This is a genomic window from Staphylococcus taiwanensis (genome assembly GCA_020544305.1).
Lineage (GTDB): Bacteria > Bacillota > Bacilli > Staphylococcales > Staphylococcaceae > Staphylococcus > Staphylococcus taiwanensis.
The window spans coordinates 736120-761518 of the sequence record CP058667.1 but is presented as its reverse complement, the minus strand read 5'-3'; the positions used below and the strand labels follow the sequence as shown (position 1 = coordinate 761518).

Annotated in this window: 25 protein-coding genes and 2 pseudogenes; 9 read left to right on the top strand and 18 right to left on the bottom strand. The window is 32.9% G+C overall.

The features are described from left to right. Window positions 1-155 precede the first annotated feature (155 nt). Window positions 156-917, top strand: a complete 762-nt coding sequence (locus tag HYI43_03450; protein UDI77651.1) for a MurR/RpiR family transcriptional regulator — start codon at window positions 156-158, stop codon at window positions 915-917. 88 nt (window positions 918-1005) lie between these two features. On the opposite strand, the gene HYI43_03445 is transcribed toward HYI43_03450, so the two are convergent. The 7 genes and pseudogenes from HYI43_03445 to HYI43_03415 form a co-directional block, all read right to left on the bottom strand. Further along, complete coding sequence (locus tag HYI43_03445; GenBank protein ID UDI77650.1) at window positions 1006-1524, bottom strand: SRPBCC domain-containing protein; 519 nt, start codon at window positions 1522-1524, stop codon at window positions 1006-1008. Window positions 1525-1638: 114 nt separating this feature from the next. Further along, on the bottom strand, window positions 1639-2946 hold the full coding sequence (locus HYI43_03440; GenBank protein ID UDI77649.1) for a Na+/H+ antiporter NhaC family protein: 1308 nt from the start codon (window positions 2944-2946) through the stop codon (window positions 1639-1641). Window positions 2947-3088: 142 nt separating this feature from the next. Beyond that, window positions 3089-3649, bottom strand: a pseudogene (locus tag HYI43_03435) (flavin reductase family protein). 203 nt (window positions 3650-3852) lie between these two features. Beyond that, on the bottom strand, window positions 3853-4734 hold the full coding sequence (locus HYI43_03430) for an SDR family oxidoreductase (protein UDI77648.1): 882 nt from the start codon (window positions 4732-4734) through the stop codon (window positions 3853-3855). Between the two features lie 113 nt (window positions 4735-4847). Next, complete coding sequence (locus tag HYI43_03425; protein ID UDI77647.1) at window positions 4848-5990, bottom strand: amidohydrolase; 1143 nt, start codon at window positions 5988-5990, stop codon at window positions 4848-4850. Next, window positions 5987-7162: a SulP family inorganic anion transporter gene (locus HYI43_03420; protein ID UDI77646.1), complete on the bottom strand. Its 1176-nt coding sequence runs from the start codon at window positions 7160-7162 to the stop codon at window positions 5987-5989. The genes HYI43_03425 and HYI43_03420 overlap by 4 nt, the downstream gene beginning before the upstream one ends. 208 nt (window positions 7163-7370) lie before the next feature. Further along, entirely contained in the window at window positions 7371-8306 is a 936-nt protein-coding gene (locus HYI43_03415) for a formimidoylglutamase (protein ID UDI77645.1), read from the bottom strand. 255 nt (window positions 8307-8561) lie between these two features. Here HYI43_03415 and HYI43_03410 point away from each other — a divergent pair, with 255 nt between their 5' ends. Further along, the gene (locus HYI43_03410) at window positions 8562-9644 is read left to right on the top strand and encodes a CPBP family intramembrane metalloprotease (protein UDI77644.1); all 1083 of its coding nucleotides are present in this window, start codon (window positions 8562-8564) and stop codon (window positions 9642-9644) included. A gap of 124 nt (window positions 9645-9768) precedes the next feature. On the opposite strand, the gene HYI43_03405 is transcribed toward HYI43_03410, so the two are convergent. Beyond that, complete coding sequence (locus tag HYI43_03405) at window positions 9769-10461, bottom strand: ribose 5-phosphate isomerase A (GenBank protein UDI77643.1); 693 nt, start codon at window positions 10459-10461, stop codon at window positions 9769-9771. Window positions 10462-10618: 157 nt separating this feature from the next. Here HYI43_03405 and HYI43_03400 point away from each other — a divergent pair, with 157 nt between their 5' ends. Continuing rightward, window positions 10619-11272, top strand: a complete 654-nt coding sequence (locus tag HYI43_03400) for an MOSC domain-containing protein (GenBank protein ID UDI77642.1) — start codon at window positions 10619-10621, stop codon at window positions 11270-11272. 86 nt (window positions 11273-11358) lie between these two features. Here the strand turns inward: HYI43_03400 and HYI43_03395 are convergent, their stop codons facing one another. From HYI43_03395 to HYI43_03380, 4 genes are all read right to left on the bottom strand, one after another. After that, a complete protein-coding gene (locus HYI43_03395) occupies window positions 11359-12378 on the bottom strand; it encodes a galactose mutarotase (protein UDI77641.1) in 1020 nt (339 codons plus the stop codon). Between the two features lie 30 nt (window positions 12379-12408). After that, a complete protein-coding gene (locus tag HYI43_03390) occupies window positions 12409-12735 on the bottom strand; it encodes a YnfA family protein (GenBank protein UDI77640.1) in 327 nt (108 codons plus the stop codon). A 198-nt stretch (window positions 12736-12933) separates the two neighbouring features. Further along, a complete protein-coding gene (locus HYI43_03385; GenBank protein UDI77639.1) occupies window positions 12934-13683 on the bottom strand; it encodes a hypothetical protein in 750 nt (249 codons plus the stop codon). Further along, on the bottom strand, window positions 13676-13873 hold the full coding sequence (locus HYI43_03380) for a helix-turn-helix transcriptional regulator (GenBank protein ID UDI77638.1): 198 nt from the start codon (window positions 13871-13873) through the stop codon (window positions 13676-13678). The genes HYI43_03385 and HYI43_03380 overlap by 8 nt, the downstream gene beginning before the upstream one ends. Before the next feature lie 202 nt (window positions 13874-14075). Between HYI43_03380 and HYI43_03375 the strand changes: the two genes are divergently transcribed. Together HYI43_03375 and gltS are read left to right on the top strand one after the other, a co-directional pair. Next, on the top strand, window positions 14076-14684 hold the full coding sequence (locus tag HYI43_03375) for a DNA-3-methyladenine glycosylase (GenBank protein UDI77637.1): 609 nt from the start codon (window positions 14076-14078) through the stop codon (window positions 14682-14684). 308 nt (window positions 14685-14992) lie between these two features. Then, window positions 14993-16204 carry a sodium/glutamate symporter gene (gene gltS / locus HYI43_03370; GenBank protein ID UDI77636.1) on the top strand — a complete coding sequence of 404 codons (1212 nt, stop codon included), beginning with the start codon at window positions 14993-14995 and terminating at the stop codon, window positions 16202-16204. 64 nt (window positions 16205-16268) lie between these two features. Here gltS and HYI43_03365 read toward each other — a convergent pair whose 3' ends face one another. Continuing rightward, window positions 16269-17318, bottom strand: a complete 1050-nt coding sequence (locus HYI43_03365; protein ID UDI77635.1) for a type 2 isopentenyl-diphosphate Delta-isomerase — start codon at window positions 17316-17318, stop codon at window positions 16269-16271. Window positions 17319-17362: 44 nt separating this feature from the next. Then, a complete protein-coding gene (corA, locus tag HYI43_03360) occupies window positions 17363-18310 on the bottom strand; it encodes a magnesium/cobalt transporter CorA (GenBank protein UDI77634.1) in 948 nt (315 codons plus the stop codon). A 118-nt stretch (window positions 18311-18428) separates the two neighbouring features. Here corA and HYI43_03355 point away from each other — a divergent pair, with 118 nt between their 5' ends. Further along, window positions 18429-18908, top strand: a complete 480-nt coding sequence (locus HYI43_03355; protein ID UDI77633.1) for a thioesterase family protein — start codon at window positions 18429-18431, stop codon at window positions 18906-18908. A 3-nt stretch (window positions 18909-18911) separates the two neighbouring features. Continuing rightward, complete coding sequence (locus HYI43_03350; GenBank protein ID UDI77632.1) at window positions 18912-19325, top strand: hypothetical protein; 414 nt, start codon at window positions 18912-18914, stop codon at window positions 19323-19325. A gap of 47 nt (window positions 19326-19372) precedes the next feature. On the opposite strand, the gene HYI43_03345 is transcribed toward HYI43_03350, so the two are convergent. Continuing rightward, a complete protein-coding gene (locus tag HYI43_03345) occupies window positions 19373-20272 on the bottom strand; it encodes an alpha/beta hydrolase (GenBank protein ID UDI77631.1) in 900 nt (299 codons plus the stop codon). 197 nt (window positions 20273-20469) lie between these two features. Between HYI43_03345 and HYI43_03340 the strand changes: the two genes are divergently transcribed. Further along, window positions 20470-21114 (top strand): hypothetical protein, encoded by a 645-nt coding sequence (locus tag HYI43_03340; GenBank protein ID UDI77630.1) that lies wholly within the window; start codon window positions 20470-20472, stop codon window positions 21112-21114. A gap of 289 nt (window positions 21115-21403) precedes the next feature. Here HYI43_03340 and tnpA read toward each other — a convergent pair. The 3 genes and pseudogenes from tnpA to HYI43_03325 all read right to left on the bottom strand — a co-directional run bounded on the left by tnpA (window position 21404) and on the right by HYI43_03325 (window position 24606). Continuing rightward, window positions 21404-21673 (bottom strand): annotated as a pseudogene (tnpA, locus tag HYI43_03335) (IS200/IS605 family transposase). Window positions 21674-21882: 209 nt separating this feature from the next. Further along, window positions 21883-23946 carry a DHA2 family efflux MFS transporter permease subunit gene (locus HYI43_03330; protein ID UDI77629.1) on the bottom strand — a complete coding sequence of 688 codons (2064 nt, stop codon included), beginning with the start codon at window positions 23944-23946 and terminating at the stop codon, window positions 21883-21885. A 12-nt stretch (window positions 23947-23958) separates the two neighbouring features. After that, window positions 23959-24606 (bottom strand): HlyD family secretion protein, encoded by a 648-nt coding sequence (locus tag HYI43_03325; protein ID UDI77628.1) that lies wholly within the window; start codon window positions 24604-24606, stop codon window positions 23959-23961. A gap of 128 nt (window positions 24607-24734) precedes the next feature. On the opposite strand from HYI43_03325, the gene HYI43_03320 reads away from it, so the two are divergent. Next, window positions 24735-25286 (top strand): TetR/AcrR family transcriptional regulator C-terminal domain-containing protein, encoded by a 552-nt coding sequence (locus HYI43_03320; protein UDI77627.1) that lies wholly within the window; start codon window positions 24735-24737, stop codon window positions 25284-25286. Window positions 25287-25399: the final 113 nt, after the last annotated feature.

Here is a 25399-nt window from a genome sequence, read left to right as displayed (position 1 = left end):
TTATTGTTAAAGCGTTTCCTTAATATCTTTAATATCATTATAGTAAACGCTTACATATATACAACGCCGTTGACTGATTTTGAAATAATTTTGTATAATCAGTTTATCTTTTCTATGTATGAAAATATTTTCAAGAAAGAATAAGAGGTGCTTTTGTGCTACTAGATGAAAGAGTAAATGCAAACTTTGACAAATTAAATGACAACGATCTCCAAATTGCACATTTCGTAAATAATAACATCAATAAATGTAAAACTTTGAAAATACATGAGTTATCGCATTATACACATGCGTCTAATGCAACAATCCATCGTTTCACTCGTAAACTCGGTTTCGACGGATATAGTGACTTTAAGTCTTATCTTAAATTTGAAAGTGAACATTTAAATCAGTTACCTACCGATTCTATGGATGCCTTTCGACAAGAAATTGAAACGACATTTACATATTTGGACCGCATTGATTATAATCTCATCACTGATAAAATCAACAATACATCAACTGTGTATTTATATGGAACGGGCCGAGCTCAAAAAAATGTTGCCGAAGAAGCACAACGTATTTTATTAACAATGCACAAAAATATCATAGTATTGCACGATGTACACGAATTAAAAATGGTACTTAATCGCTCCGTAGACGAAGATTTATTCTTTATCATTTCCCTATCAGGAGAAAATGTCCAATTACCGGAAGTAACGAATTTACTTCAATTGCGTCAAAAATATTTTATTTCTGTCACTACTATGAAAGACAATACACTTGCCCAAAAAGCCAATTACAATGTTTATGTTTCGAGTAATACGTTTTATTTATATGATGGTACCGATTACTCCAGTTTTATTAGTTATCATATTTTCTTTGAGACGTTGCTTAGAAAGTACAATGAACGTAAAGAAATCGGTGAACTTAAATAATTTTATATTTAAACCAATAAAAAAGAACGGGATAACAATCTCTTTTACACAATTGATTGTTGTCTCGTTCTCATTTATCTATACATGTTTACTTGAACAAATCATTTTCTTCAACATATTGTTCTAAAACTTGATGCATCTTATCAAACATCAACTCTAAACCATGTACGGTTGAATCATGATATTCTTTTTTCTTTTGCTTATATTCTAACGTCGTTAAACGTCGTTCACGCTCTACCAATGATTGATAGAAGAAGAACATTTGCGTACCACCAGATTCTCGTTCTTCAAATTCTACCTCAATTACATCTTCATGATCACTTAATTCAGGCATTCCAATCGTCATTTTAATATATTCATTCTCTACTAACTCTTGATAAGTACCTTGAATGACGTTTTGCTTACCGTTACGCGCATCAACAATTCGATATGAACCACCTTCAGTCATATCTATATCAATAGATTTATTCGTACGTTGAGATGTCATAAACCACTGTTTTAATAAATCTGCGTCTGTCCATGCTTTATAAACTAATTCTGGTGCGTATTTTAATAAACGTTCAATATGAATTTCAACATATTCATTCTCAACATTATATTTAGCCACTTATTTCACCTACTTTCAACGCTTAATTTTATTTTAACGCATTTATACACAGTTCCAAACTTTGAACTATCAAATATATTAAATTAATTTATATTTTAAAATTAAAATCGTCTGTTATTTAACATTTTCTGTTTTGGGCTTTACACGTGGAAAGCGTAATACAATTGATAAAATACCACATACACCTAATAAAATTGAATAAATACAGTATGGCATAACCTCAAAAGGCGAAATACTTGCTACACCCGCTGCAGCTATCACTTGAGGACTATATGGTAAAAATCCTTGGAAACAGCCAGCAAAGATATCCAACAAGCTAGCAGACTTACGTGGATCAACATCATACTCATCAGCAATATTTTTAGCTAATGGACCAGCCATAATAATTGAAATTGTATTATTAGCAGTAGAAATATCTGCTGCACTGACTAGACTCGCAATACCAAATTCTGCACCACGTTTTGATTTAACTCTTGATCTAACAAAATTTAGCAACCAATCTATACCACCATTATGCTGAATAATACCGACTAAACCACCAATTAAAACAGCAATAATCGCAATATCTTCCATACCAATGATACCTTTTGAAACAGCATTTAATAAACCTTTCCAATCAAAAGAACCATCTAATAATCCAATAATACCTGATAGGAAAGTACCACCAATTAATACAATGATGACATTTACACCAACAAGTGCTAATACTAATACCAAAACATATGGAATAACTTTAACTAAATTATAATCATAACTTTTAGAATGGTCGATAGTAACACCATTCGTTAAGAAAAACAGTACAACTATTGTTAAAATGGCACCTGGCAATACTATCCAAAAGTTCACTTTAAACTTGTCACTCATCTTAGTTTTTTGAGTACGCACAGCAGCAATCGTAGTATCTGAAATCATAGACAGATTATCACCAAACATCGCGCCGCCTACAACAGTACCCATTGATAGTGCTGCTGGAATATCTGTTGCTTGCGCGAAACCAAATCCTACGGGTGCAAGTGCTGCTACAGTACCAACTGATGTACCCATTGATATTGAAACGAACATACAAATCACAAATAATCCTACTATGATTAAATTTTGAGGAATCAGTGATAAACCTAAATTTACTGTTGATTCAACGCCACCCATTTTTTCAGTTGTTGTTGAAAATGCGCCAGCTAAAATAAAAATAAAGACCATTAAAATGATATTGCTATGGCCTGCACCTTTAGTAAATATTTCCACTTTTTCAGAGAATTTTTCTTTTCTATTCATTAATAAGGCAACAATAACTGTAACCGTAATGGCAACGTTAAGTGGCATATTTGTAAAATCACCAGTTATAGCACCTACGCCTAAAAATAACCCAATAAATAATACTAAGGGAAGTAACGCCCAAGCATTGCCTTTCCTTTTTTCCTCCATACTTTACCTACTTTCCTCTAGAAACACTAATTTATTACTATAAGTTACAAGATTGCCGATAACACGTCAACTAACATATATGGAATATATATGTAGTGTGATCAATACGTAATAAATGTTTATTACGATTCAGGTCTTTGAATTATAAATCGTCTCCTAATTTAGCGTAGTCATTTCCAGCTAAACGTGCAACAGCTTCAATGCATCTGGATTAATCTTACTATCCTCAAAATACGTATCTTCTTCAATATGATACATCACGACTTCACCAATAATTAAGTCTGCACATCCGCGTCATACCTAATTTTACAATTTGATCAAGTTTACATTCAAAACGAATTTTAGCTTCCTTAATAGCCGGTATATTTACCGCTTCAGAGTCAATTAATGTAAGTGAGGTTCGTTCTAGTTCATTTTCATTCGCATTTAATGGCGCCGCGGTCTTATTTATCTCTGCAACATTATCTTCATCTGTGATGTGCACCACAAATTCTTTCATTTGTTCAACATAACCGCTGTATCTTTACGTTTGCCATTGGCACGTTGTGCAGCAATAGCAATCATTGGTGGAGTATTGTTGACTACATTAAAAAACTAAACGGTGCGGCATTTAAACATCCGTCATTATCTTTGGTTGTTACAAAGCAATAGGTCTAGGAATAACAGCGCCACTTAACAATTTATAATTTTGAATATCCGACAATTCACTAGGATAAGACGCTTCATAATTAACATCCTTTCTAAAATTAAAGGGAGTGGGACAGAATTCTTTTTAAATTCGTCGTCCACTCCCAACTTGCTTTGCTTGTTGAATTTCTTATGAAATTCTCTTTGTTGAGGCCCCGACTCCCAACTTGCTTTGCTTGTTGAATTTCTTAGTGAAATTCTTCAATCTTACATTAAATACTAATCGATTTGGATTCCACCAGTAACACCAAACACTTGCCCTGTGGTATAGCTAGATTCTTCAGAAGCCAATAAGACATATGTGCCTGCTAATTCAACAGGTTGGCCCGCTCTACCTAAAGGTGTTTCTTGCCCAAATTTTGGAATAGCAGATTGTGGTTGTCCACCTGTAATTTGTAATGGTGACCAGAATGGTCCTGGTGCGACACAATTCACTCGTATTCCTTGTTCTCCTAATTGTTCAGAAAAGCTTTTAGTTAAAGAAATAATGGCAGCTTTAGATGCCGCATAATCGTGAATGATTGGGCTTGGATTATATCCTTGGACAGATGATGTTGTCGTAATAGAGGCACCTGGTTGTAAATAATCCAATGCTTTTTGTACTGTCCAGAATACCGGATAGACATTGGTTTCAAATGTTTCTTTTATTGAGTCAGTATCAAATTCTTTTAAGGTATCATGATATTGTTGATGGCCAGCAACCAATGTAACATTGTCTAAGCCACCTAATTCTGTGTACGCTTGTTCTACTAATTTATAGTTAAATTGTTCATCACGTACATCGCCAGGAATCAATACTACTTTTCGTCCGGCTTTTTCAATTACTGCTTTCACTTCTTCGGCATCTTGTGCTTCACTTGGCAGATAATTAATTGCAACATCTGCGCCTTCTTTCGCATATGCAATGGCTGCCGCACGTCCGATCGCAGAATCTCCACCTGTAACGAACATTTTATAATCTTTTAAGCGATCATGACCAACGTAAGATTCTTCACCACAATCCGGTTCAGGTGTTAATTCAGATTGTAAACCTGGTAATGCTTGTTCTTGTTGTTCATAATCTGTCGTTTTAAATTTTGTTCTTGGATCTTTTGCACCCATTATCAATCATCTCCTATTTCTAGATGATTTATGTTTACCCATTTACTTGACCCCTTTAATCATTTTTTGAAAATGATGATTCAAATCGCTCGCATGAAGATATTTCAAATCATTTATATCATTTTCTCATGATGATCTTCGGCAAGTAATTTTTTGATTAATGTCATAAAGTACTCCGGAACTTTTTCCAAGATACGTTCGTCAGGATCATATTTCGGATGATGTAAATCATAAACACTGTTAGAACCAATAAATGCAAATACACCAGGGTGATTACTTAATAATCCTGAGAAATCTTCACCAATCGTTAATGGATTATCTAGCTCAATGACATTATAGCCGACTTCTTCCGCTGACGTTCTTGCGAGTTGCGTTAAATGTTCATCATTTACCACTGCGCCCGGTAGACGAGTATAGATGACTTCGATGTTCACATTAAACAACTGTTCTAGACCTTTAGCAATTTCATGTAAGCGTTGTTCAATATAATCTTGAATTTCTGGTTTAAAAGACCTAACTGTCCCTTGAACATAGGCACTATCTGCAATCACGTTCCACGTATTTCCTGAAGACACTTCACCAATCGTTACCACTGCACTGTCAAATGCTGACAGATTGCGACTCACAATCGTTTGTAAGCTTGTAATTAATTGCCCTAGGACCATTACTGGATCATTACCTTGTTCTGGTTTCGCTGCATGCGCACCTTTACCATGAATTTTAAACTCGAAGCGATCCACTGCTGAGGTAATTGGTCCGGATTTAATTGCAAAGTCATTGATATCAAGTGTGGGATAATTATGGAATCCAACAATTGCTTTCACATCATCTAAGATATGGGTCTCAGCCATTGCTTTAGCACCATAGCCTGTTTCTTCAGCTGGTTGAAATAAAAATTTTACACGTCCAGTAAGCATATCTTCACGTGCTTTAAGCTGTGTAGCTATAGCAAGAATGCTTGCCATATGAATATCATGGCCACATGCATGCATCACTCCTTCATTTGTAGAAGTAAATTCATGTTCAACTTGCTCCGTTATCGGTAAAGCGTCAATATCTGTTCTTACAGCAATACATGTTTCTCCTTTTCCTATTTCAGCTACAAGTCCAGTTTCTAACGGTATATCAAGCGTTTTGATATCATATGCTTCCAATATACGTTTTAAGCGCTTAGTCGTTTCAAATTCCTTCTTTGAGACTTCTGGATATTGATGAAAGGTTCTTCTCCAATTGACATAATCTGAATAATTTGTCATACCGTTCCTCGTCCTTTCTTTTCAAAAATAAATTGAATTAAATAATAAATAAGTGTGCCTACCACAACACCAATCGCTAAATTATGCGTCGTCAGAATTAAGATAATCGTAATAAGCATTATCATTGCTCGTTTAATTGGTTTCTCTTTTAGATGTCTAAATGTACGTCGGTCAAATGTATTAAGCGAAATTGTTATTAAAACAGAAGCAAGTACAGCCATCGGAATATAGCCTATAACTGGACCTAGAATAATAACGCATGACAATAAAAATAAACCTGTTATAAGTGTAGCCAAACGTGTCGTTGCGCCCATTCTGAAATTAAATTTAGATTGTCCAACTAGCGCACTCGCGCCATAACCTCCTAAAAAACCAACTAAGAGATTACTCATTCCTTGTCTAACCACTTCTTTATCTTTATTCGATTCACTTTGGGTTACTGCGTCCATCATATTATTTGTTAAATTGGTTTGAACTACTGAAATAATCGACATCGTCAAAGCATAAATAAAGACAATGCCTAAAGCACGTACATTAAATAATTCAGGATAGATTGATATTTTAGGTAAGGTGAGATGTATATCAGCTAAATCATGTACTAACTGCACGTTAGGTTTTATAAAATAACTTAGAATCGTTACTATAATAATTGCGATAAGTGGTGCTGGTATGAATCGGATTAATTTGGAAGAGGTAAAGATAATCACAAACGTTGTGATTGCTATGATATAGGTTGCAGGTGTAATACCAAAGATATATTTAATTTGCGTTGTTAATAATAAAATCCCTAACGCGTTCATAAAGCCTATAACAACTGTGTCGGGTATGAGCTGTAATACTTTATCAATATGACATAGACCAAAGATAATGAGGATTATGCCCATCATCATTGTCGCCATAATCAAATAGTGCACATTGTATTGTTCTACAAGTGACGCACCGACAATTGAAATACCACTACTTGGGCCAGATACCATACTTATTCGTTCTCCCAAGAAACTCATAAAGAACATCATTAATCCACAACTCATTAATCCAATAGTTGGACTAATATGGACAATAAAAGAAAATGCTATGGCGACTGGTAAGAGTGCTAACCCCATTAATATACCTGCTAAAATATTTTGAGCAAACTCACCTTTCCATTGTTGTGCATAATTTAAGCGTTTCATACCCTTATTGACCTCCCCCTATGTCTCTCTATCGTATCATAATTGTCAAACTTTTCTTGCAATTAAAACGATTATATTCACTCATTCTGTTTTATTATTTTAAAATATTAAACTACTAAAAAGTAAAAAATAATAGTCCATAAAAGAAGCGGTTAACTTCATTTATGAACTATTATGACGAATTAATATGTTGTACTGTTCATTGCACTTAAACTAGAAAATGATGAATTAAATTGGCAGCTAGTCTAGATGTACGATTATCCACGTCGTACTCTGGATTTGTTTCTGCAATACTAATTGAAGACACTTTATTACTTAAAATAACTCTTTTACTAATTTCAAAAACTGAATGTGGATTTAGCCCTAACACGCTTGGGGAACTAACGCCAGGTGCAAAAGCGCTATCGATGACATCCATGCAAATTGTAAACATAATCGTATCATGTTCATGAATAAATAATTCTATTTTGTCTTTAATCGTTGGTGACACCTGATTTAACAATTCATCTGCATACACATAGATGATGCCTTTGTCATGTGCATAATCGTATAATGCACGTGTATTGCCTCCTTGTGCTAATCCTAGAACTAAGTAATCTGTATTGTCATCATTATCCAAAATTTGTCTAAACATAGTACCTGAAGTTGGTGGCTGATCTGGACGTGTATCAAAGTGTGCATCAATATTAATAATGCCTATTGAAGCATCTGGATATACATCACGCGTAGCTAAATATTGTGCATAAGCTACATCATGTCCCCCACCAATTAAAAAAGTTTGGTTATGTTGTTTGATGACATTTGCAGTTAATCGTGCCATTTCTTGGTGGGTATCATTAAGATGTTCGCTTGAATGTTCAACATTACCATAATCAACTAAAGCTTCACATTCACTTAAGTCCGGTAACTTTGCGAACTCTTGTTTAACTATGTCTGGTCCTTTTTTAGCACCTACTCTACCTTTATTCAATTCAACACCTTTATCTACTGCATAACCTAAGAAGCCAACGCCAGATTTTTCATTATTAACTTCCATATTTTCTAGATTGGCAAATTCTACAGTTTGAAAATGTCTAAATTGTTTTTTATCCGTTTTACTGTCTAGTCGACCTGTCCATAACTTTGGATTGCCTTGTGTATACATTTTGCTGCCCCCTATTCATATGTCTACACTTTAATCATACAACATATTGAAATATATAGTTAAAATAGATGTAATACTTATCGTTACCCTTTTCAAAAAATTTTAAGACATTAAAAATTGTTTTCAATAAGATAAAAATAATGCAAGACTATTACATTTTAATGATATTTGAAATGGACAATTTATTTATATCCAAGTAATATGTATAATATTAAGGAAAGAGTTTTTACGGTTACCCTAATGGAGGTTACATAAATGAAGACGAATCGTATTTCAGGATTTCAATGGGCATTAACAATATTTGTATTTTTCGTAGTCACAATGGCTTGCTCATTAATCCTAAGAGATTTCCAAGCATCAGTAGGTATAAAACGTTTTGTATTTGATCTTACTGACTTATCTCCGTTTATCGCTGCAGTGGTTTGCATTTTAGCTTTTAAAGATAAACGTACTCAAGTTGCTGGTTTAAAATTCTCAGTAGATATTAGAGTTATTAAACGTATTTTACTTGCATTAATTTTACCATTACTTATTTTTATAATTGGTATGTTTAGTTTTAATGCATTTGCCGACAGTTTCATTTTGTTACAAGCAAGTGACTTATCGGTTTCGGTTCCAACAATTATTATTGGCCATATTTTAATGGCATTCTTTTCTGAATTTGGTTTCCGTTCTTATTTACAAAATATTGTTGAAAGTAAGGTTAATACTTTCTTCGCGTCAATTATCGTTGGTTTGTTGTATTCTGTTTGGACTTCAAACACAACATTTGGTATGGAATATGCAGGCTATCATTTCCTTTATACTTTCATGTTCTCAATGATAGTTGGTGAACTTATCCGTGCTACAAAAGGTCGTACGATTTATATTGCAGTGATTTTCCATGCTGCAATGTCATTTGCACAAGTCTTCTTATTTAGCGAAGAACTTGGTGATTTATTCTCAATGAAAGTGATTGCGCTAAGTACTACGATTGTTGGCATCGTATTTATTCTTTTAAGTTTAATTATTCGTTTCATCATTTACAGAACAACGAATCGTTCACTTGATGAAGTTGAACCTAACAATTATCTAGACCATGTTAATGATGATAATTCAAACGATGAGAAAGTAGATCGTTCTAAAACGGATGATAATGATTTAAAACATCAATCAAAAGACAATAAAGACGTAGTTCAAGAGGACAATCATTCACATAAAACAAATGATGAATCAACATCTTCATCTACCACTCCGTCTAACGAAGATCTTAAAGATAGTGCTTCATATACGGAAGATAGACATTCATCAGTTGTCGATAATGCAAAACAAGAAATTAATGACCTCAATGATAAATAGTGATTCATATTTCAACGTATGATATGTAAACAATTTTTAAAACTTCGTACTAATAACAAAGCACCTACAAAGAAAGCGATTAACGCTTTCTTTGTAGGTGCTTTTTTTGGTCATTATCATTTGCTTATTTATTTTTATCCATAATTTTAATGCCCTCTTGTGTACCAACGATAACTTGATCAGTAACATCTAAAAAATAACCAGTTTCTAAAACACCAGTAAGGTGTATTAAAAACTCATGGAAAGCATATGGGTCTATCGGTTTATTCATTTGACAGTCTAAAATGTAATTACCATTATCTGTAATAAATGGTACGTCATCACTCATACGTCTTTCAATGTTAATAGCACTGTATGCTTCTATTTTTTTGGCAATATGTAGCCAATTAAATTTATCAACTTCAACTGGTAGTTTAAATTGTTCTCCTAAATAATTCACAATCTTACTTTCATCAGCCAATACTATAAAACGATTAGCCATTTCATCTATTACTTTTTCTCTAAATAGTGCACCGCCGCCACCTTTAATTAAATTAAGATTGTTATCAACCTCATCAGCACCATCAATTGCGAGATCTACACGACTGACATCATTAATATCAACAATATTGATATTTAACTGTTTCGCAATATATGCACTTTTATTAGATGTACAAACGCCTATAATACTTAGATTCTCATTATGAATTCGTTCAGCAATTTTAGGAATGAGAAGTTCAATCGTACTCCCAGTTCCTATACCTAGCACCATATTATCTTCAATTTGTGCAACAGCATCTCCAACTGTCATAAGCTTAAGTTCTGTCGAATTTTTCATTTTAGTGCGACCCCTTTACAAATATACTCATCCATTATTTTACATGACGTTTGAAAAAATACCTAGTTTCTTTACAAAAATAATACGACGATATCTCTTATCTTTATTTAATAATTATAGTACAATTTTGCTTAACATTAATTTGGGGAGGATAACAATGATTACTGTGTGTGCTATTTCTACGGGTAAAATTGAAGATTTAGATTATGGTCAGAAACGACAAATGCTATCTGCTCTAAATAAGACACCATTTTCAGGAAAAATGTGGTTGTCAAAGCTAGGGTTTATAGGCGATGAACAAGCTTATAAAGATCATGGCGGGCCACATAAAGCGATTTGCAGTTTCAGTAAGGCGAACTATCAAATGTATAAAGACGACTTAGTTAAATTACCTGATTATGCTATGTTTGGTGAAAATTTAACAATTGAAGATTTAGATGAAGCACAAGTATACTTCGGCGACAAATATCGTTTAGGAGAGGCAATTATTGAAGTTTCAGAAATAAGAGAACCTTGCTGGAAAATTCAAACTAAATATGGGATTCCTGACTTGGTTAAAAGAATGACACAATCGGGTAAGACTGGTTTTTACTTCAGAGTTTTACAAGAGGGATATGTTGAAGATTCTGCTAATTTAGAACTCATTCAATCTTCAGAAAACGAAACGCGATTATCTGTACAAGAGCTTAATGATATTTATTATAACGATCGTAAAAATGTTGAACGCTTAGAATATGCATTAAAAAATCCTTATTTATCTGATAAACGCAAAGATAAATTAAATAAAATGAGAAATAACGCATTAAAGTGATAAGTAATGCATTTTATAAGTAAAGGAGTAAAACGCTAAAATGATTAGCTTCATTTCAGTGTTCTACTCCTTTTTGTCATTACTAATTACATTTCATTTTTTTCAGCTATATGATATGACGTTTTAGAATAAAACGCCTCATTAGCTTTTAAAATAGAATCTGCTTTTTGATTAAAAATGTTAATATCATTTGGCAAAAATTGCGTTTCTAATGTCACACCTGAATGTGCTTTATAAATATTAAAGTCGCTTTGCCATTCCGTCGTATCATTAAAAGTATAAATTACAATATTTGGCATCATTGTATTAACATCTAATATAAATTCATCATTTTCTATAGATAATTGATGATTCCCTATTTCAAATGGATGATCTAATCCATTAAAAGGCTTAATTTGTTGTTTAAGCTGCGCATGATTTGTAGTAAAGATGTCTTGAAATGACACATCTTCCTTATCTATTGCTGACAGGACATCTATTGGTTGATTATCACCAATTAAGTGCGATTCATCAATGGGATACATTTTAAGTTGTTCACTTTTAATAATGTGATTATCAATCACATTATTATCACGATTCAAATTAAAATATACATGATTAGTTGGATTAAATAATGTATCGGCAGAAGAGTGCGCTTCATATTCAATTGTCCATCGATGCTCCACATCATATGTGTGAATGACCTTTATAGTCATATCTCCTGGATAACCATCTTCATTTGTTTTCATTTGAGTTGTAAATGTAATTTTGATGCTTGTAATATTATCTTGAATTTCATAATCAAATAATTTCTTATCTAAACCATTGCGACCACCATGGAGTTGGTGCGGACCATCATTCGCTTCAAGTAGATACGATTGTTCATTTAGCTTAAAACGAGCTTCCCCAATTCGTCCCGCATATCGTCCTATCGTAGCTCCAAAATGAAAAGGATTAGTAGGATAAAATTCATCCGCTTCTACTTTATTACCTAATACAATATTATTATCGTGATATTTCCACGATACAATTCGAGCACCATAATTTGTGAATACAATATTTGTTTCGTCGTTGTCGATTTTAATTAAGTCAATACCATGTCTTTGATTCTCTACTTCAACTATCATTACTTACGTCTCCCTCTTAAACACGCTTAATCAGGTTCTGCTCGGTAAAATCATAACTAATACGCCAATAATACATATTATTGCACCAAGTACATCATATTTATCAGGCGCTTGTTTATCAAAGATATAAGCCCATACAATACTCATAACTATAAAAACGCCACCATAAGCAGCATAGACTCGACCGAAAGTTGGAAATGACTGAAATGTTGCTATAACGCCATACATAATCAATATAACGCCACCAACTAATCCTAACCAACTTGATTGCCCTTCCCTTAACCACAACCAAATCAGATAGCCACCACCAATCTCACAGAGACCTGCTAATAAAAAGATAAAGATTGAATAAACCATCAAGATTTCCTCCACCTTTGATTTAAGTTAGCATTATTGTATCAATCAATAAGGATCTTTATCTATTTAAATTTTAAGCACTGACTTTTTCACATACATATTGTTACACTTTTTTTATTAATATTCCATAGATTTTAAATAAAATAAAAAATGAAAACGCTATCTATTTAAAAATTGATAGATAGCGTGTCATGTCACTTAATTACAATGATTTTTTCTTATTTTTATATAACGTAACTGATAGACGACTAAAGTTAAAACGATTAATAATAATGTAATAATGGCTGTGATAGGATACTGATGCATGAAAAATTCAACAATTAAATCAATGATTGTAACACCACTTAAACCATATATAATCCATGTAAAGTTTGATGCATGCGTCTTTAAAATAACTAATTTTTGTTGTTCATCAGCATATCTATAATTGGGGATTAAATTTAATATACCTTTAGGTAATGCACCACGGTTCCCTAAGCTTGGCGTGTTCATATCTGTATATTTAATACGTTTATCGTCAAACATGCATAAGGCGACCACTACACCGACATCAATAATTAGCCAACTCGGTTTAAACACGCACTCATAATGACTCGTATGATTAAGGTTCGGAGTTACAATATTAGCGATGACAATTAAATAAATCATCCATAAGACGAGATAGATAATTCTTTTTAATTTGGAATAATGATTCAGTTTTGATTTGTCACTAAAATCATGTACATAAATATGAATGTCATCTACGGTTTCTGAATGAATCGTTAACTTACAGGCGATAACAATTAAAAGAAATACACTACCAATAAAAAATGGTGAAAGATACTCACGTTGCAAATCATTAAACATTGAGAAGGCGATAATGGCACATAAGAAATTTAAACTTAAGATGCCAAGTTTTGCTTTCAATGCTATGTTTTGTTCTTGTAAGGCTTCATTATCTTTAATCATTCTCATCCTCCCAGAATAAGTCATTTAAAGTTACACCTAATGTTTTCGCTATATTAATACATAATTTTAATGAGGGATTATATTTTCCGTTTTCAATCATATTAATTGTTTGGCGTGATACCCCCACAGCACGTGCCAAATCAAGTTGAGATATCTTTTTAGCCCCTCGATAAATTTTAACCTTGTTCAATTCCCTCACTTCTTCCAAAAAGTACTTTTATATACAATAACGTTTTACATATCTTCACGTCAAATATATATGACATAAATTGCAGTTATTTTCTTTCTAATGTAGCTTCAATTATACTTGTCATAATACCTATTTTAACGCCTTAGATTAAAAATTTTCTAAGGAAAAAAGATTTAATGTCATGTTGGAGGAAAGAAAATCAATGGATTTCGTATCAAAACCTACTATTGAAACGGCTAGAGCATTACTAGGCGTCAAAATAATTTATCAAGATGAATTTCAAACCTATAGTGGCTATATTGTAGAGACAGAAGCTTATTTAGGTTTCGATGATCGTGCTGCTCATGGCTTTGGTGGTAAAGAAACCCCTAAAGTGACTTCTTTATATAAACGTGGCGGAACTATCTATGGTCATGTGATGCATACACATCTATTAATTAATTTAGTAACACGTACCGAGGGCGTACCAGAAGGCGTATTAATTAGAGCGATTGAACCAGAAGAAGGCATTGAAGCGATGCAACGTAATCGTAATAAGACAGGATTTGAAATCACTAATGGTCCTGGAAAATGGACGAAAGCATTTAACATACCGAGAGCAATTGATGGTTCAACAATTAATATGTGTCGTCTTTCAATTGATACTAAAAGACGTAAATATCCTAGAGAAATTGTTGAAAGTGCAAGAATAGGTATACCGAATAAAGGAGAATGGACGAATAAACCTTTACGCTATACAGTTAAAGGCAATCCATATGTGTCACGCATACGTAAATCAGATTGTGTTACACCACAAGATACGTGGAAATAAACTAAATCCCATTTTAAATCGAGAAATAGGATTGATAGTAAATAAATGATGGCGCACGGTTCTTACTTTAATACTCGCCTTTTTATTCAAAATAAAATGAGTTGTTAGCTAAATTTATGAATTAAATACAAATCCTATATATATGCATTCTCCAAATAATTCTTATATCATTTATGCACAATAATATATTTAGCTTTATAGAAATATATATTTTTTATATGTATAATGATAACTATGGAGTTTTATAGCGCTTTCACGAGTTTATCGTTTAGGCCTTTGATATCCATATAAATAAAGGGGGATTTACTTTGGAGTTAGATGCAGTTACTACGCTATGTCTCGCCTGTCTTCTTTATTTGTTAGGCGAATTTATCGTTAATCATGTTTCATTTTTACAAAGAATTTGTATCCCACCTCCAGTCATTGGTGGTTTACTATTTGCTATATTAGTTGCAGTCTTAGATACGTTAAATATTATTCAAATTAAATTAGATGCAGGTTTCATTCAAGATTTCTTTATGATGGTATTCTTCACAACAATTGGCTTAGGTGCTTCCTTTAAATTATTCAAAATTGGAGGCAAAATCCTAATATTATACTTTGTATGTTGTGCCGTATTAGCAATTTGCCAAAACTTTATTGGCATTTCTTTAGCTAAATTGCTACATATTAAACCTTTGTTAGGATTAACAGCTGGTTCTATGTCAATGGAAGGTGGGCACGGAAACGCTGCGGCCTATGGTAAGACACTAGAAGAAAGCTTTAATATTGATTCGGCAATCACTGCTGCCCTTGCTGCTGCAACACTTGGACTAGTATTTGGTGGTTTAGTTGGTGGCCCATTAGTTAAAGCACTTATAAAACGCTATAATTTAAAACCTGAAAATAGCGATGACTCATTTAGAGACTATAGTGAAGTTGAGCCCAACCAAGCTTTACACGAAAAATATAAGCCAACACAAGTATTCTTTATACAACTAACAATCATCGCATTATGTATGTCGGTTGGTACATTTATTGGCGATCAATTTTCTAATTTAACTGGCCAAAGTTTACCAATGTATGTAGGTTCTATGTTTGTTGCCGTAGCAATTCGCAATATTTCAGAATATGGTAATTTACAACTTATTGATTTAAAACTGAATGATCAAATCGGCGACATTGCGTTAGGCCTATTCTTATCACTTGCGTTAATGAGTATTCAACTTACACAAGTGTACTCACTCGCACTGCCACTGATTATCATTGTTTTAGTCCAAGTTGTATTTATCTCTTTATTTGCATTCTTTATACTGTTCAGAGTGCTTGGTAAAGATTACGATGCCGCTGTAATGGCCGGTGGATTTATTGGTCATGGTTTAGGTGCTACACCAAATGCTATGGCGAATTTAGATGTTATAACAAAAAAATATGGTAGCTCACCCAAGTCATACTTAGTTGTCCCTATCGTTGGTGCTTTCTTAATCGATTTAGCTGGCGTACCAATTGTTATGGGCTTTATGAATATATTTGGTAGTTAATACATGATATTAAAAAGCGTAGTACACAGAGGTTAAAACTCCCTCTTGTACTACGCTAAATTTTTTATCCTCTATGAATATCTAGATTACGTTGTTCAATCCAAGACATTAATTTTTGGTCAAAAACGAGCTTTGTACGTTTTAATTCATTAATATCTTTGGCATCTAACATCGTCATAATCGCTTTCATATGTTCAATAAATGTTTCAACATATTCAATTGTTTGAGTGATGCCACCCTTTTCAACTTGATTTAAAAATGGACGTGACATACCAACTGCTTTAGCACCAAGTGCCATACTCTTAACGACATCTAAAGGTGTACGTACGCCACCACTAGCAAACACATTAAGTGAATCCTGGTATGCAGCACTTTCAAGTAATGATTCAACTGTTGATTGACCCCAATTGGCTAAATAATCCATATCTTTATCTGAACGACGTTCATTCTCAATAGTAACGAAATTCGTACCGCCTCTACCACTAACATCAACATAGTTAACACCAACGTCAATTAAGTCTTTATAGAGTTCTTTGCTCATACCAAAGCCAACTTCTTTAATGATGACTGGAACATCAACACGTTGGACGATAGCGGCTACATTATCTAACCAAGTTGAGAATTCACGGTTACCCTCAGGCATAACAAGCTCTTGAGGCGCGTTTACATGAATTTGTAACGCTTGTGCTTCCAATAAATCAACCGCTTCAACCGCTTTATCTACAGGAACATCAGCGCCTACATTACTAAAGATAATACCTTCTGGATTCGTTTGACGCGCGATGCTAAATGACTCTGCCATTTTAGGATTTCTCAATGCAGCATGTGTTGAGCCTACTGCCATTGCTAGACCAGTCTCACGTGCGACAACAGCGAGTTTCTCATTGATTTGCTTCGTCCACTCGCTCCCCCCTGTCATAGCATTGATATATAAAGGAAACTTCATATTAAAGTGTGATGTATGACTCGTCAAATCTACTTGTTCAACATCAATATTAGGAATTGAATGATGGACAAATCTTACACGGTCAAAGTCTGATTGAGGCGCATCATGTTGGGCCATCGCAATTTCAACATGTTCATTTTTCCTCTGTTCTCTTTGAAAATCACTCATGATCGTACCTACCTTTGCTTAAATTAAATTTTCATTTATAAATATTAGAACCATTTTTTTCTTTTGAAAAAGATAATTAACCAAATTGTTATTATTAACATAATAAGCATACATACCGGGTAACTATAATGCCATTTCAACTCAGGCATATATTCAAAGTTCATACCATAGACACCAGCGATGAATGTTAAAGGAGAAAAGATAACGGATACAAGTGTAAGTACTTGCATTATACTGTTCATTCTAAAAGAAGAATAAGATTCAAAGTTCTCCCTAATTTCATTAGCCATTTCTTGACATGTTCGAATAATGTTATTCTGTTTAATCAAATGGTCATCAATATGTTGGATATACATAGAGTGTTTACTGTCTACAATTAAATTACCTTCTGTTTTGATTGTATTCACCAGTTCTTGCATAGGGAATAATACCCGTTTAATTTTGATTAAATCAGATTTAATTTGGAAGACATTGTCCATAATTTTCTTGCTCTGTGTATCATCCACATGTGCATCTTCAAAATTGTATGTTTTATCTTCTATTGTATAGACAAAATCAAAGTATTTATCAACCATCATATCTAAAATATGTATCACAATATCTGCGCAATCAAGTTCCGGATCGAGCTGTTTTGAATTCATTTTGACGACTTCATTTAAAGATTCAAAATGTCTATGATGATAAGTAACAAGCACTTTATCATTAAGAAAAACATTAAATGCCATGGGTGAAAAGTCATCTTTGAACAAACTATGAAATACTAAATATTGATAAGATTTATATGACTTATATTTTACTCGAGGAACGCCAGTAATAGCATCTTCTAATTCTAAATAGTTGAAATCAAAATTACTGATTAAATAATCATTTTCTTCTTGTGACGCATTCTCAAAATCAAACCATACAACTGTTGCATCTTCTGGAATATGCTTAACGTTGTCTACTTGAGTCAATGATTGATTGGCAGTTTGATATCGAATTGTCATTGTCATCGTTAAGTTTACCTCCTACATAACCGTACGTCTTTCATTCTACCATGAATTAAATACTGTGTATGCGTTATTTTAATTTAGTAAAATGATTTTATAAACAAAAAGAGGGGGATATCATATGACATATCCATTTAAAGTAAATAAAGTTGTTTCGTCTTCTCAAATTGATCACAACTATCACATGCATGATGCAGATTATAATTCGGTATTTAGCGAAGCCGTGAATGAATTTAACTATTGCCACGGTCTTTCCTTAGAAGAACGTAAAACGCTTAATTACACAATGTTTACACTAGAAGAACATACCACTTATTTATCTGAATTAACATTAAATACAAAGTATCACATAGACGTACACATATATGATTATGATTACAAAAGAGTGCACTTCTTTTTATTGCTTTACAATGAGGAAATGACGTTAGTTGCTACAAATGAAGTCATGATGATGGGCATTGATGCTCGTAATCGTCGTTCAGCACCTTTTCCTGATCAATATATGACAAATATCGTTAATTATTACAAACAACAAGGTCACGTGGATTGGCCGAAACAATTAGGACATCAAATTGGTATTCCTAAAAAGAAGGAGAAATAAGTCATGACATTGATACTGAGAGATAAGTTATTAGAACGATTATATGATTTAAATGATGCGTTAAAAGTTCATTTAATCGATATAAACGCATCAAAACAATTATTTATGAATGGCCCTAGCCAAGAACTTTTGAAAAGAGCTTTTAATATTAGTTATTATCAAGGTCAAAAACAAGCCATTGAAGCTTGTCAAAAATTAATAACAGATTATCAAGATGATGAAAAATTAATTCATGAATTACAAAATTACCAAAGACAATTAACGGAGAATCAAACTAACCTAACTACGTCTTTGCATCATAACGATGAATCACAATATAAACTTGCGGAAGAGTTGGACAATCATTATCATAATCTAGGCGAATCTTATATTGTGTCACAAGTTATTTCTATTATTAAAGAAGCGGAATCAGATTAATTCTGACTCCGCTTCTTTGATATTTCTCATAACCTAATACATTAGTTTTATTCATCAATTGTATTTGTAATTTGTTTCACTACTTTATGTGACTCACGAATGGGGAATAAAGGAAAATCATGGAACATTTTAGGATATTCATGGAATTGAATGGGTTGATTTTCTTTTTCCAAATTAAATGCAAAACGTTGCATATCTGGATAATAAATTTCTCTACCTCCACCAAACATGATAACTGGTGGTAATCCTTGAACTTCTCCATAAAGCGGTGAAATGCTTGGGTTTGCTAATGCATCGCCATTACTCCATTGACTATAAATGCGTTGTAATCCATCAATATTGACAAAGCGGTCTTTATTGATTAAATCTTCCGTTATCTCAGGATTAGTCATTGTGGCATCTAGCATAGGCGAAATTAAATAGAGTTTACTTGGTAATGTTTGGTCTTGTGCTTTCAACTGTTGCACATAACTTAATGCTAATGCACCGCCAGTTCCATCTCCCATAATTACGATATGTTGAGCATCTACTTCCTCTAATAAAGAATGATAAACAGCATCTATCGCTTTAAAGGTGTCTTCAATATGGTATTCAGGAGTCTTAGGATAAATGGGTAATACAACCTCATAAAGGGTGCTAAGCGCTAATTTATCCATAAATCTCCAATGGAATGGTGATGGTTGTAATGTATTATATCCCCCATGGATGTATAAGATTTTCTTTTTCGTTTCGTGGCGGAAATTAAATCGAAACACTTGCATATCATCCAATGATAACTTATCCAGATTTGATTTAACATTTAAACTTGAAGGTTGTTTATGTTTTGCTCGGTTGATATCTTTACGTTTTTCCATAAATTTATCAAAGTCAGCGTCTGTATCAAATAAAATTGAGCGATTATGTAGTAAGTATCGATTAATAATTCGATTTACCATATGTGATCTCATAAAATGCTAACCCACCTTATATATTATTAATAAATTTCTTAAACATTATTACATAACTTATAAAAAGCGATATAATGGAGACAATGTTTTTTAATTCAATGTTTCACAACTATTTAATATTAATAGCTTTATATTAAATTCAGTATAAATTAGACAAACATAGAAAACAAATGAATAACAGCAAAGGAGTTAGAAAAATGACAGAAATTGAGAAAACTCAATATACGCATAACCGTCCTAATAATGACAATCAATTTGTTCGTTCACAACGTAAAGGTAAAAAACGTAGATCTTGGATAAGTTTAGTCATTCAATTTATTATACTTATATTAGTAGGTATCACTGGATATAGTATGTATAAACAACCTATTTTCAATTTGGTTTTTGCAAATCAACCTATTAATTATGAACAAATTAAAAATTTTCAAAACATGGTTACACAAATTGGTGCTCTAAATATAAATTTAAGCCAACTAGCGAATTTAGAAGATATTTCAAATCGATTAGTGTTCGTGTTTAATACTTTCTTTACGCTTATAATCATTAGTTTAATCATCACAGTCATTACAATTATATTTAATCGTACATTGTTAAAAATTCTAAATTTTATTGTACTAACAATTATGCTGATTATGTCTTTATATTTTGGATATGCAATTCAAACGATAGGTCAACGTATATCTAACAAATTACAAAGTTATTCTCTTCATATTTCACCAAACCAAATTATTAGTGAAGCCGATGCCATTCATAATGCCTTAATTTTATTAGTATGTAGTCTTGCATTATTAATTATCAGTTTCTTTTTCCGCAATCGTCGTGCAAATCGTCTTCAAAAATAACTACTAAAAAGATGGGACAGAATACTTCTGAATTCGTCGCATCCCCAGCTTGTTTTGCTTGTAGAATTTCATAGTGAAATTCTCTTTGCTGGGGCACCGAACCCCAACCTGCTTAGCTTGTAAAATTTCTTTATGAAATTCTCTTTGTTGGGGCCCCGCCCGCAAGGATGACTAGAACTGAGAAAAGCTTAATTTAAAGCGCCTTCTCAGCTCAGTCAGCTATTGCGAAATTGCAATGTAGCCTTTTACATAAATAGTAATATTCACCGTTTATTATTCTTTAATATCAAATTATTAAACTACTTTTACCTTTTAAATATCCAACAAATGAGGATACGCCTAATTTAGGCGGAATACTAACTAACATATGAATATGATCTTTACATGTTTCTGCTTCTATTATTTCTACGCCTTTTCTTTCACATAGTTGACGTACAATAACTTCGATATCTCTTTTTATCTTTCCGTATATCACTTGTCTTCTATATTTTGGTGCAAAGACTATGGGATACTTACAATTCCATTTTGTATGTGCTAAACTGTTTGTGTCGGATGACATTAAATAGCATCTCCTCGTGTTGAATATTTGGTTGGCTGACCAATATATATTCTAGCACGTAGAGATGCATTTTTTTAGATAACGGTAAAACCTTTTCTGAACCACACGCATAGCGTATGGTTTTTCTTTTTACAACAATAAAAAAAGTATCGATAACACGCTTAATGCGTGTACCGATACTTTAAAAATTACGTCCCCACAACATAATTTTATTTAAATTTATTACCTTCAGCATGCATCATTCTATCATGCTCAGCATCAGCGCCTTTTTTACCTTTTAAGAATAGACTTAAAATAAACGCTAATACAGCTAAACCTGTTGCAATCCAGAATGCATCATTAATACCTTCAATATACGCAAGTTTATTAACGTATTTTAAGATAGCTTGTAATGCTTCAGATTGACCACCATATTGTGCAGCCATTTGGCGAACATGGTCTTGAATCACAGGGTTTGTTTTATCTAATTCATTAGCAAACGCACCAACATGATTAGTAGTTTGTGTCGTCATAACAGTAACAAGAATTGCAGTACCAATTGAACCAGCCAATTGTCTCATTGTATTTAAGAACGCGTTACCATGAGAAATTAAGCGTGGTGGTAAAGCATTGATTGCTGCTGTCATAAGAGGCATCATTACGAATGCCATACCGAATGAACGTATTACATAGATACCCATAATATGAAGATATGGTGTATCCATATTTAATTTTGTAAGTTCCCAAGTTCCGTAAGCCATTACTGCGATACCGAATAATGCTAATGGTTTTAAACCAATAGTATCTAATAATTTACCCGTAATAGGACCAAGAATACCCATTACTAGAGAACCAGGTAATAGTAATAGACCTGAATCTAATGCTGAGAAACCACGTAAGTTTTGTAAGTAAATTGGAAGTAAAATCATACCACCGAATAAACTCATCATAACAACCATGTTAATGATTGTTGTTAATGTAAATGTTGAAGATTTTAATACTTCAAGATTTAACATAGGTGCTCTCATAGTTAATTCGCGAATAACGAATAATAAAATGAATACTACACCGATAATAAACATTGTAACGATTTCTGCTGAGCCCCAACCTTTGTTACCAGCTTCACTGAAACCATATAATAATGCACCGAAACCGATGGTACTGTATACGATACCTTGATAATCGGCTTTAGGATTTGTTGTTTTTTGATAAAGTCTGAACCAGAAATTACCAAATATAATTGCAACTAGACCTAAGAAGAACATGCCATAGAACATTACGTTCCAATGGTAGTTTTGTACAATATAACCTGATAATGTAGGACCAATAGCTGGAGCAAGGATCATGGCAATACCCATGGTACCCATTGCTACCCCACGTTTTTCAGGTGGGAAAATTGTAACAATTACGTTAGATCCTAATGGCATTAACACACCAGCACCAATCGCTTGTAGTACACGTCCACCCATCATCATTGGGAAATTATTAGACAGTGCACAGATTAATGAACCAAATGTGAATAGAACAAGTGCAATAATAAATAATCTACGATAGGAATATTTATTAAACAAGAATGCACTGATTGGAATTAAGATACCATTTACTAACATAAATCCTGTCATCAACCATTGACCAGTTGATGCTGAGATATTAAATTCTGTATTAATTTTAGGTAAAGCAACGTTAAGTAATGTTTGGTTTAAGATGGCTATAAACATACCAAACAGCATTGCTGCTAAAATTTTGTTTCTTGTAATCCCTTTTCCGAACACGAAATCTTGTTTTTGTTTCTTGATTTGTTCATTTACGCGTCCTTCTTGAGAGTCAGGATTAATCGGCTCGTAAATTGAGTCTTTAGGAAGATGTTGGTTGTTAACATCTTCATTATTATTTTCTTTATTAGCATCATCTGCATAGTGTAAGGAATGTGATGCTTGATGTTGTTCAGGATGAATTTTTTCAGAAGTTGAATCTTGTCTGTCTTGTTCACTTTCAAAGTGATTTTTACGTTTGTCATTTTCAAAGTGATGACGATTATCTTCGTTCTCATAGTGACGACGTAATTCTTCATCGTTACGTGAAGAAGTTGATTCGTTTGAATCTTTATCATTTTCTAAGTCACTTATTTTAAATTTAGATGGATTACTTTGACTTTTAGATTCTTCATTTACGTGTTGTCCCTTAGATTGATTTGAAGATGTTTTTTTCTTGCTTGATTTTCTAAGAAGAACATTAATCAAACCAATTAAAATGATCGCTACAACTATATATCCAATAATGAAGGTCGCTGTCATTCTATGACCTCCTTAGTCTTTATGAATTTTTACTTCAGCGTTCATTCCAGGAACAACATCTTTTGATGGTACAGAATCTAAAGAAATTTTAACTGGTACTACTTGTGAAACTTTAGTGTAGTTACCGTCAGTGTTAGATGATGGCATTAATGAGAAACTAGCTGCTGTAGCTTCGCCCACTTGTTGTACTTTACCATCGATGTCAGAATCTTGACCGTCAATTGAAACATCAACTTTGTCGCCTTTTTCGATTTTGCTAACATCTTTTTCGTCAATATTTGCTGTAATGTATAAATCATCTAAATTGTAAGCATAAGCAATTGGTGATCCTGCTTGAGCAACTGAACCTTCCATGCCACTTGTTTTAACGATTGTACCGTTTTGAGGCATTTTAATGTCCATAGATTTAGTTTCACCACTTTGGCTTTGTGCCATTACTTCAGCGACTTTGTCGCCTTTACTCATTTTTTCCCCTTGTTTTGCATCAAAAGATTTAATTTGGCCAGAAGCTGGACTAGAGATTTGAATTTGATCTCCATCAACTTTAGCATTATCAGTTGTTACATAACTTGTTGCATTGTGGAATAACATATACGCTACGATACCAACAATAACAATAACAACGATAGTGATGATATTAATTAACACCATTTTTTTCATTGAACTTTTCCTCCTATTTGCTTTTCAAATTCACTTTTAATATTATAAAGACATGTACATTAAAAAAACACCAACAATTATCAAGAAATTGTCGGCTAGTTGAAGTTTCGAATAAAATAGGTGACGTTATGAAACAAAAAGCAAAATATAAAATTATAAAAGGCTTGATTGACTTATTAGAGGAATATCCATTTGAAAGTATCTCTATTAAAATGATTTGTGCAACTAGCAATGTAAATCGTTCGACATTCTATGATAACTTCCAAGACAAATATGATTTATTAACTAAAATTCAAAATTATCATTTAAGCAAATACGAGAACCTACTTGTTGCCTTTTCTTATAATTTTGATAGTATCAAAAAAAATCCTGAAAAAGTCCATAAATTTTTTAACATCATATTAAAATATATCTACCGTAAAAAAGCGTTCTACCATGCTATCTTTATTTCTCATCCAAATAAAGATCTAGTTAAAGAATATATCGATATCACTAAAAATTATTATGCAAAAATATTAGGTGAAAACGATACTACTATTCAAAATAAATCCTTTTTCATTACATACACCATGAGTGGTCAGATAGGTGTTATCATTAATTGGTTAAGATTAGGATGTATAGAAAGTCCCGAAGAAGTAGCGAGTGCCTTATTAGCCAATACACTTAAGTTGCAACGATAAATTTAATTAAAGTCGATATCAAAAGGAAATTAATATTTTAAGTTAAACATGTAAATTAGTAATAAATGACTAGAACTAAGAAACGCTCGATATGAGTGTTTTCTTAATTCTAG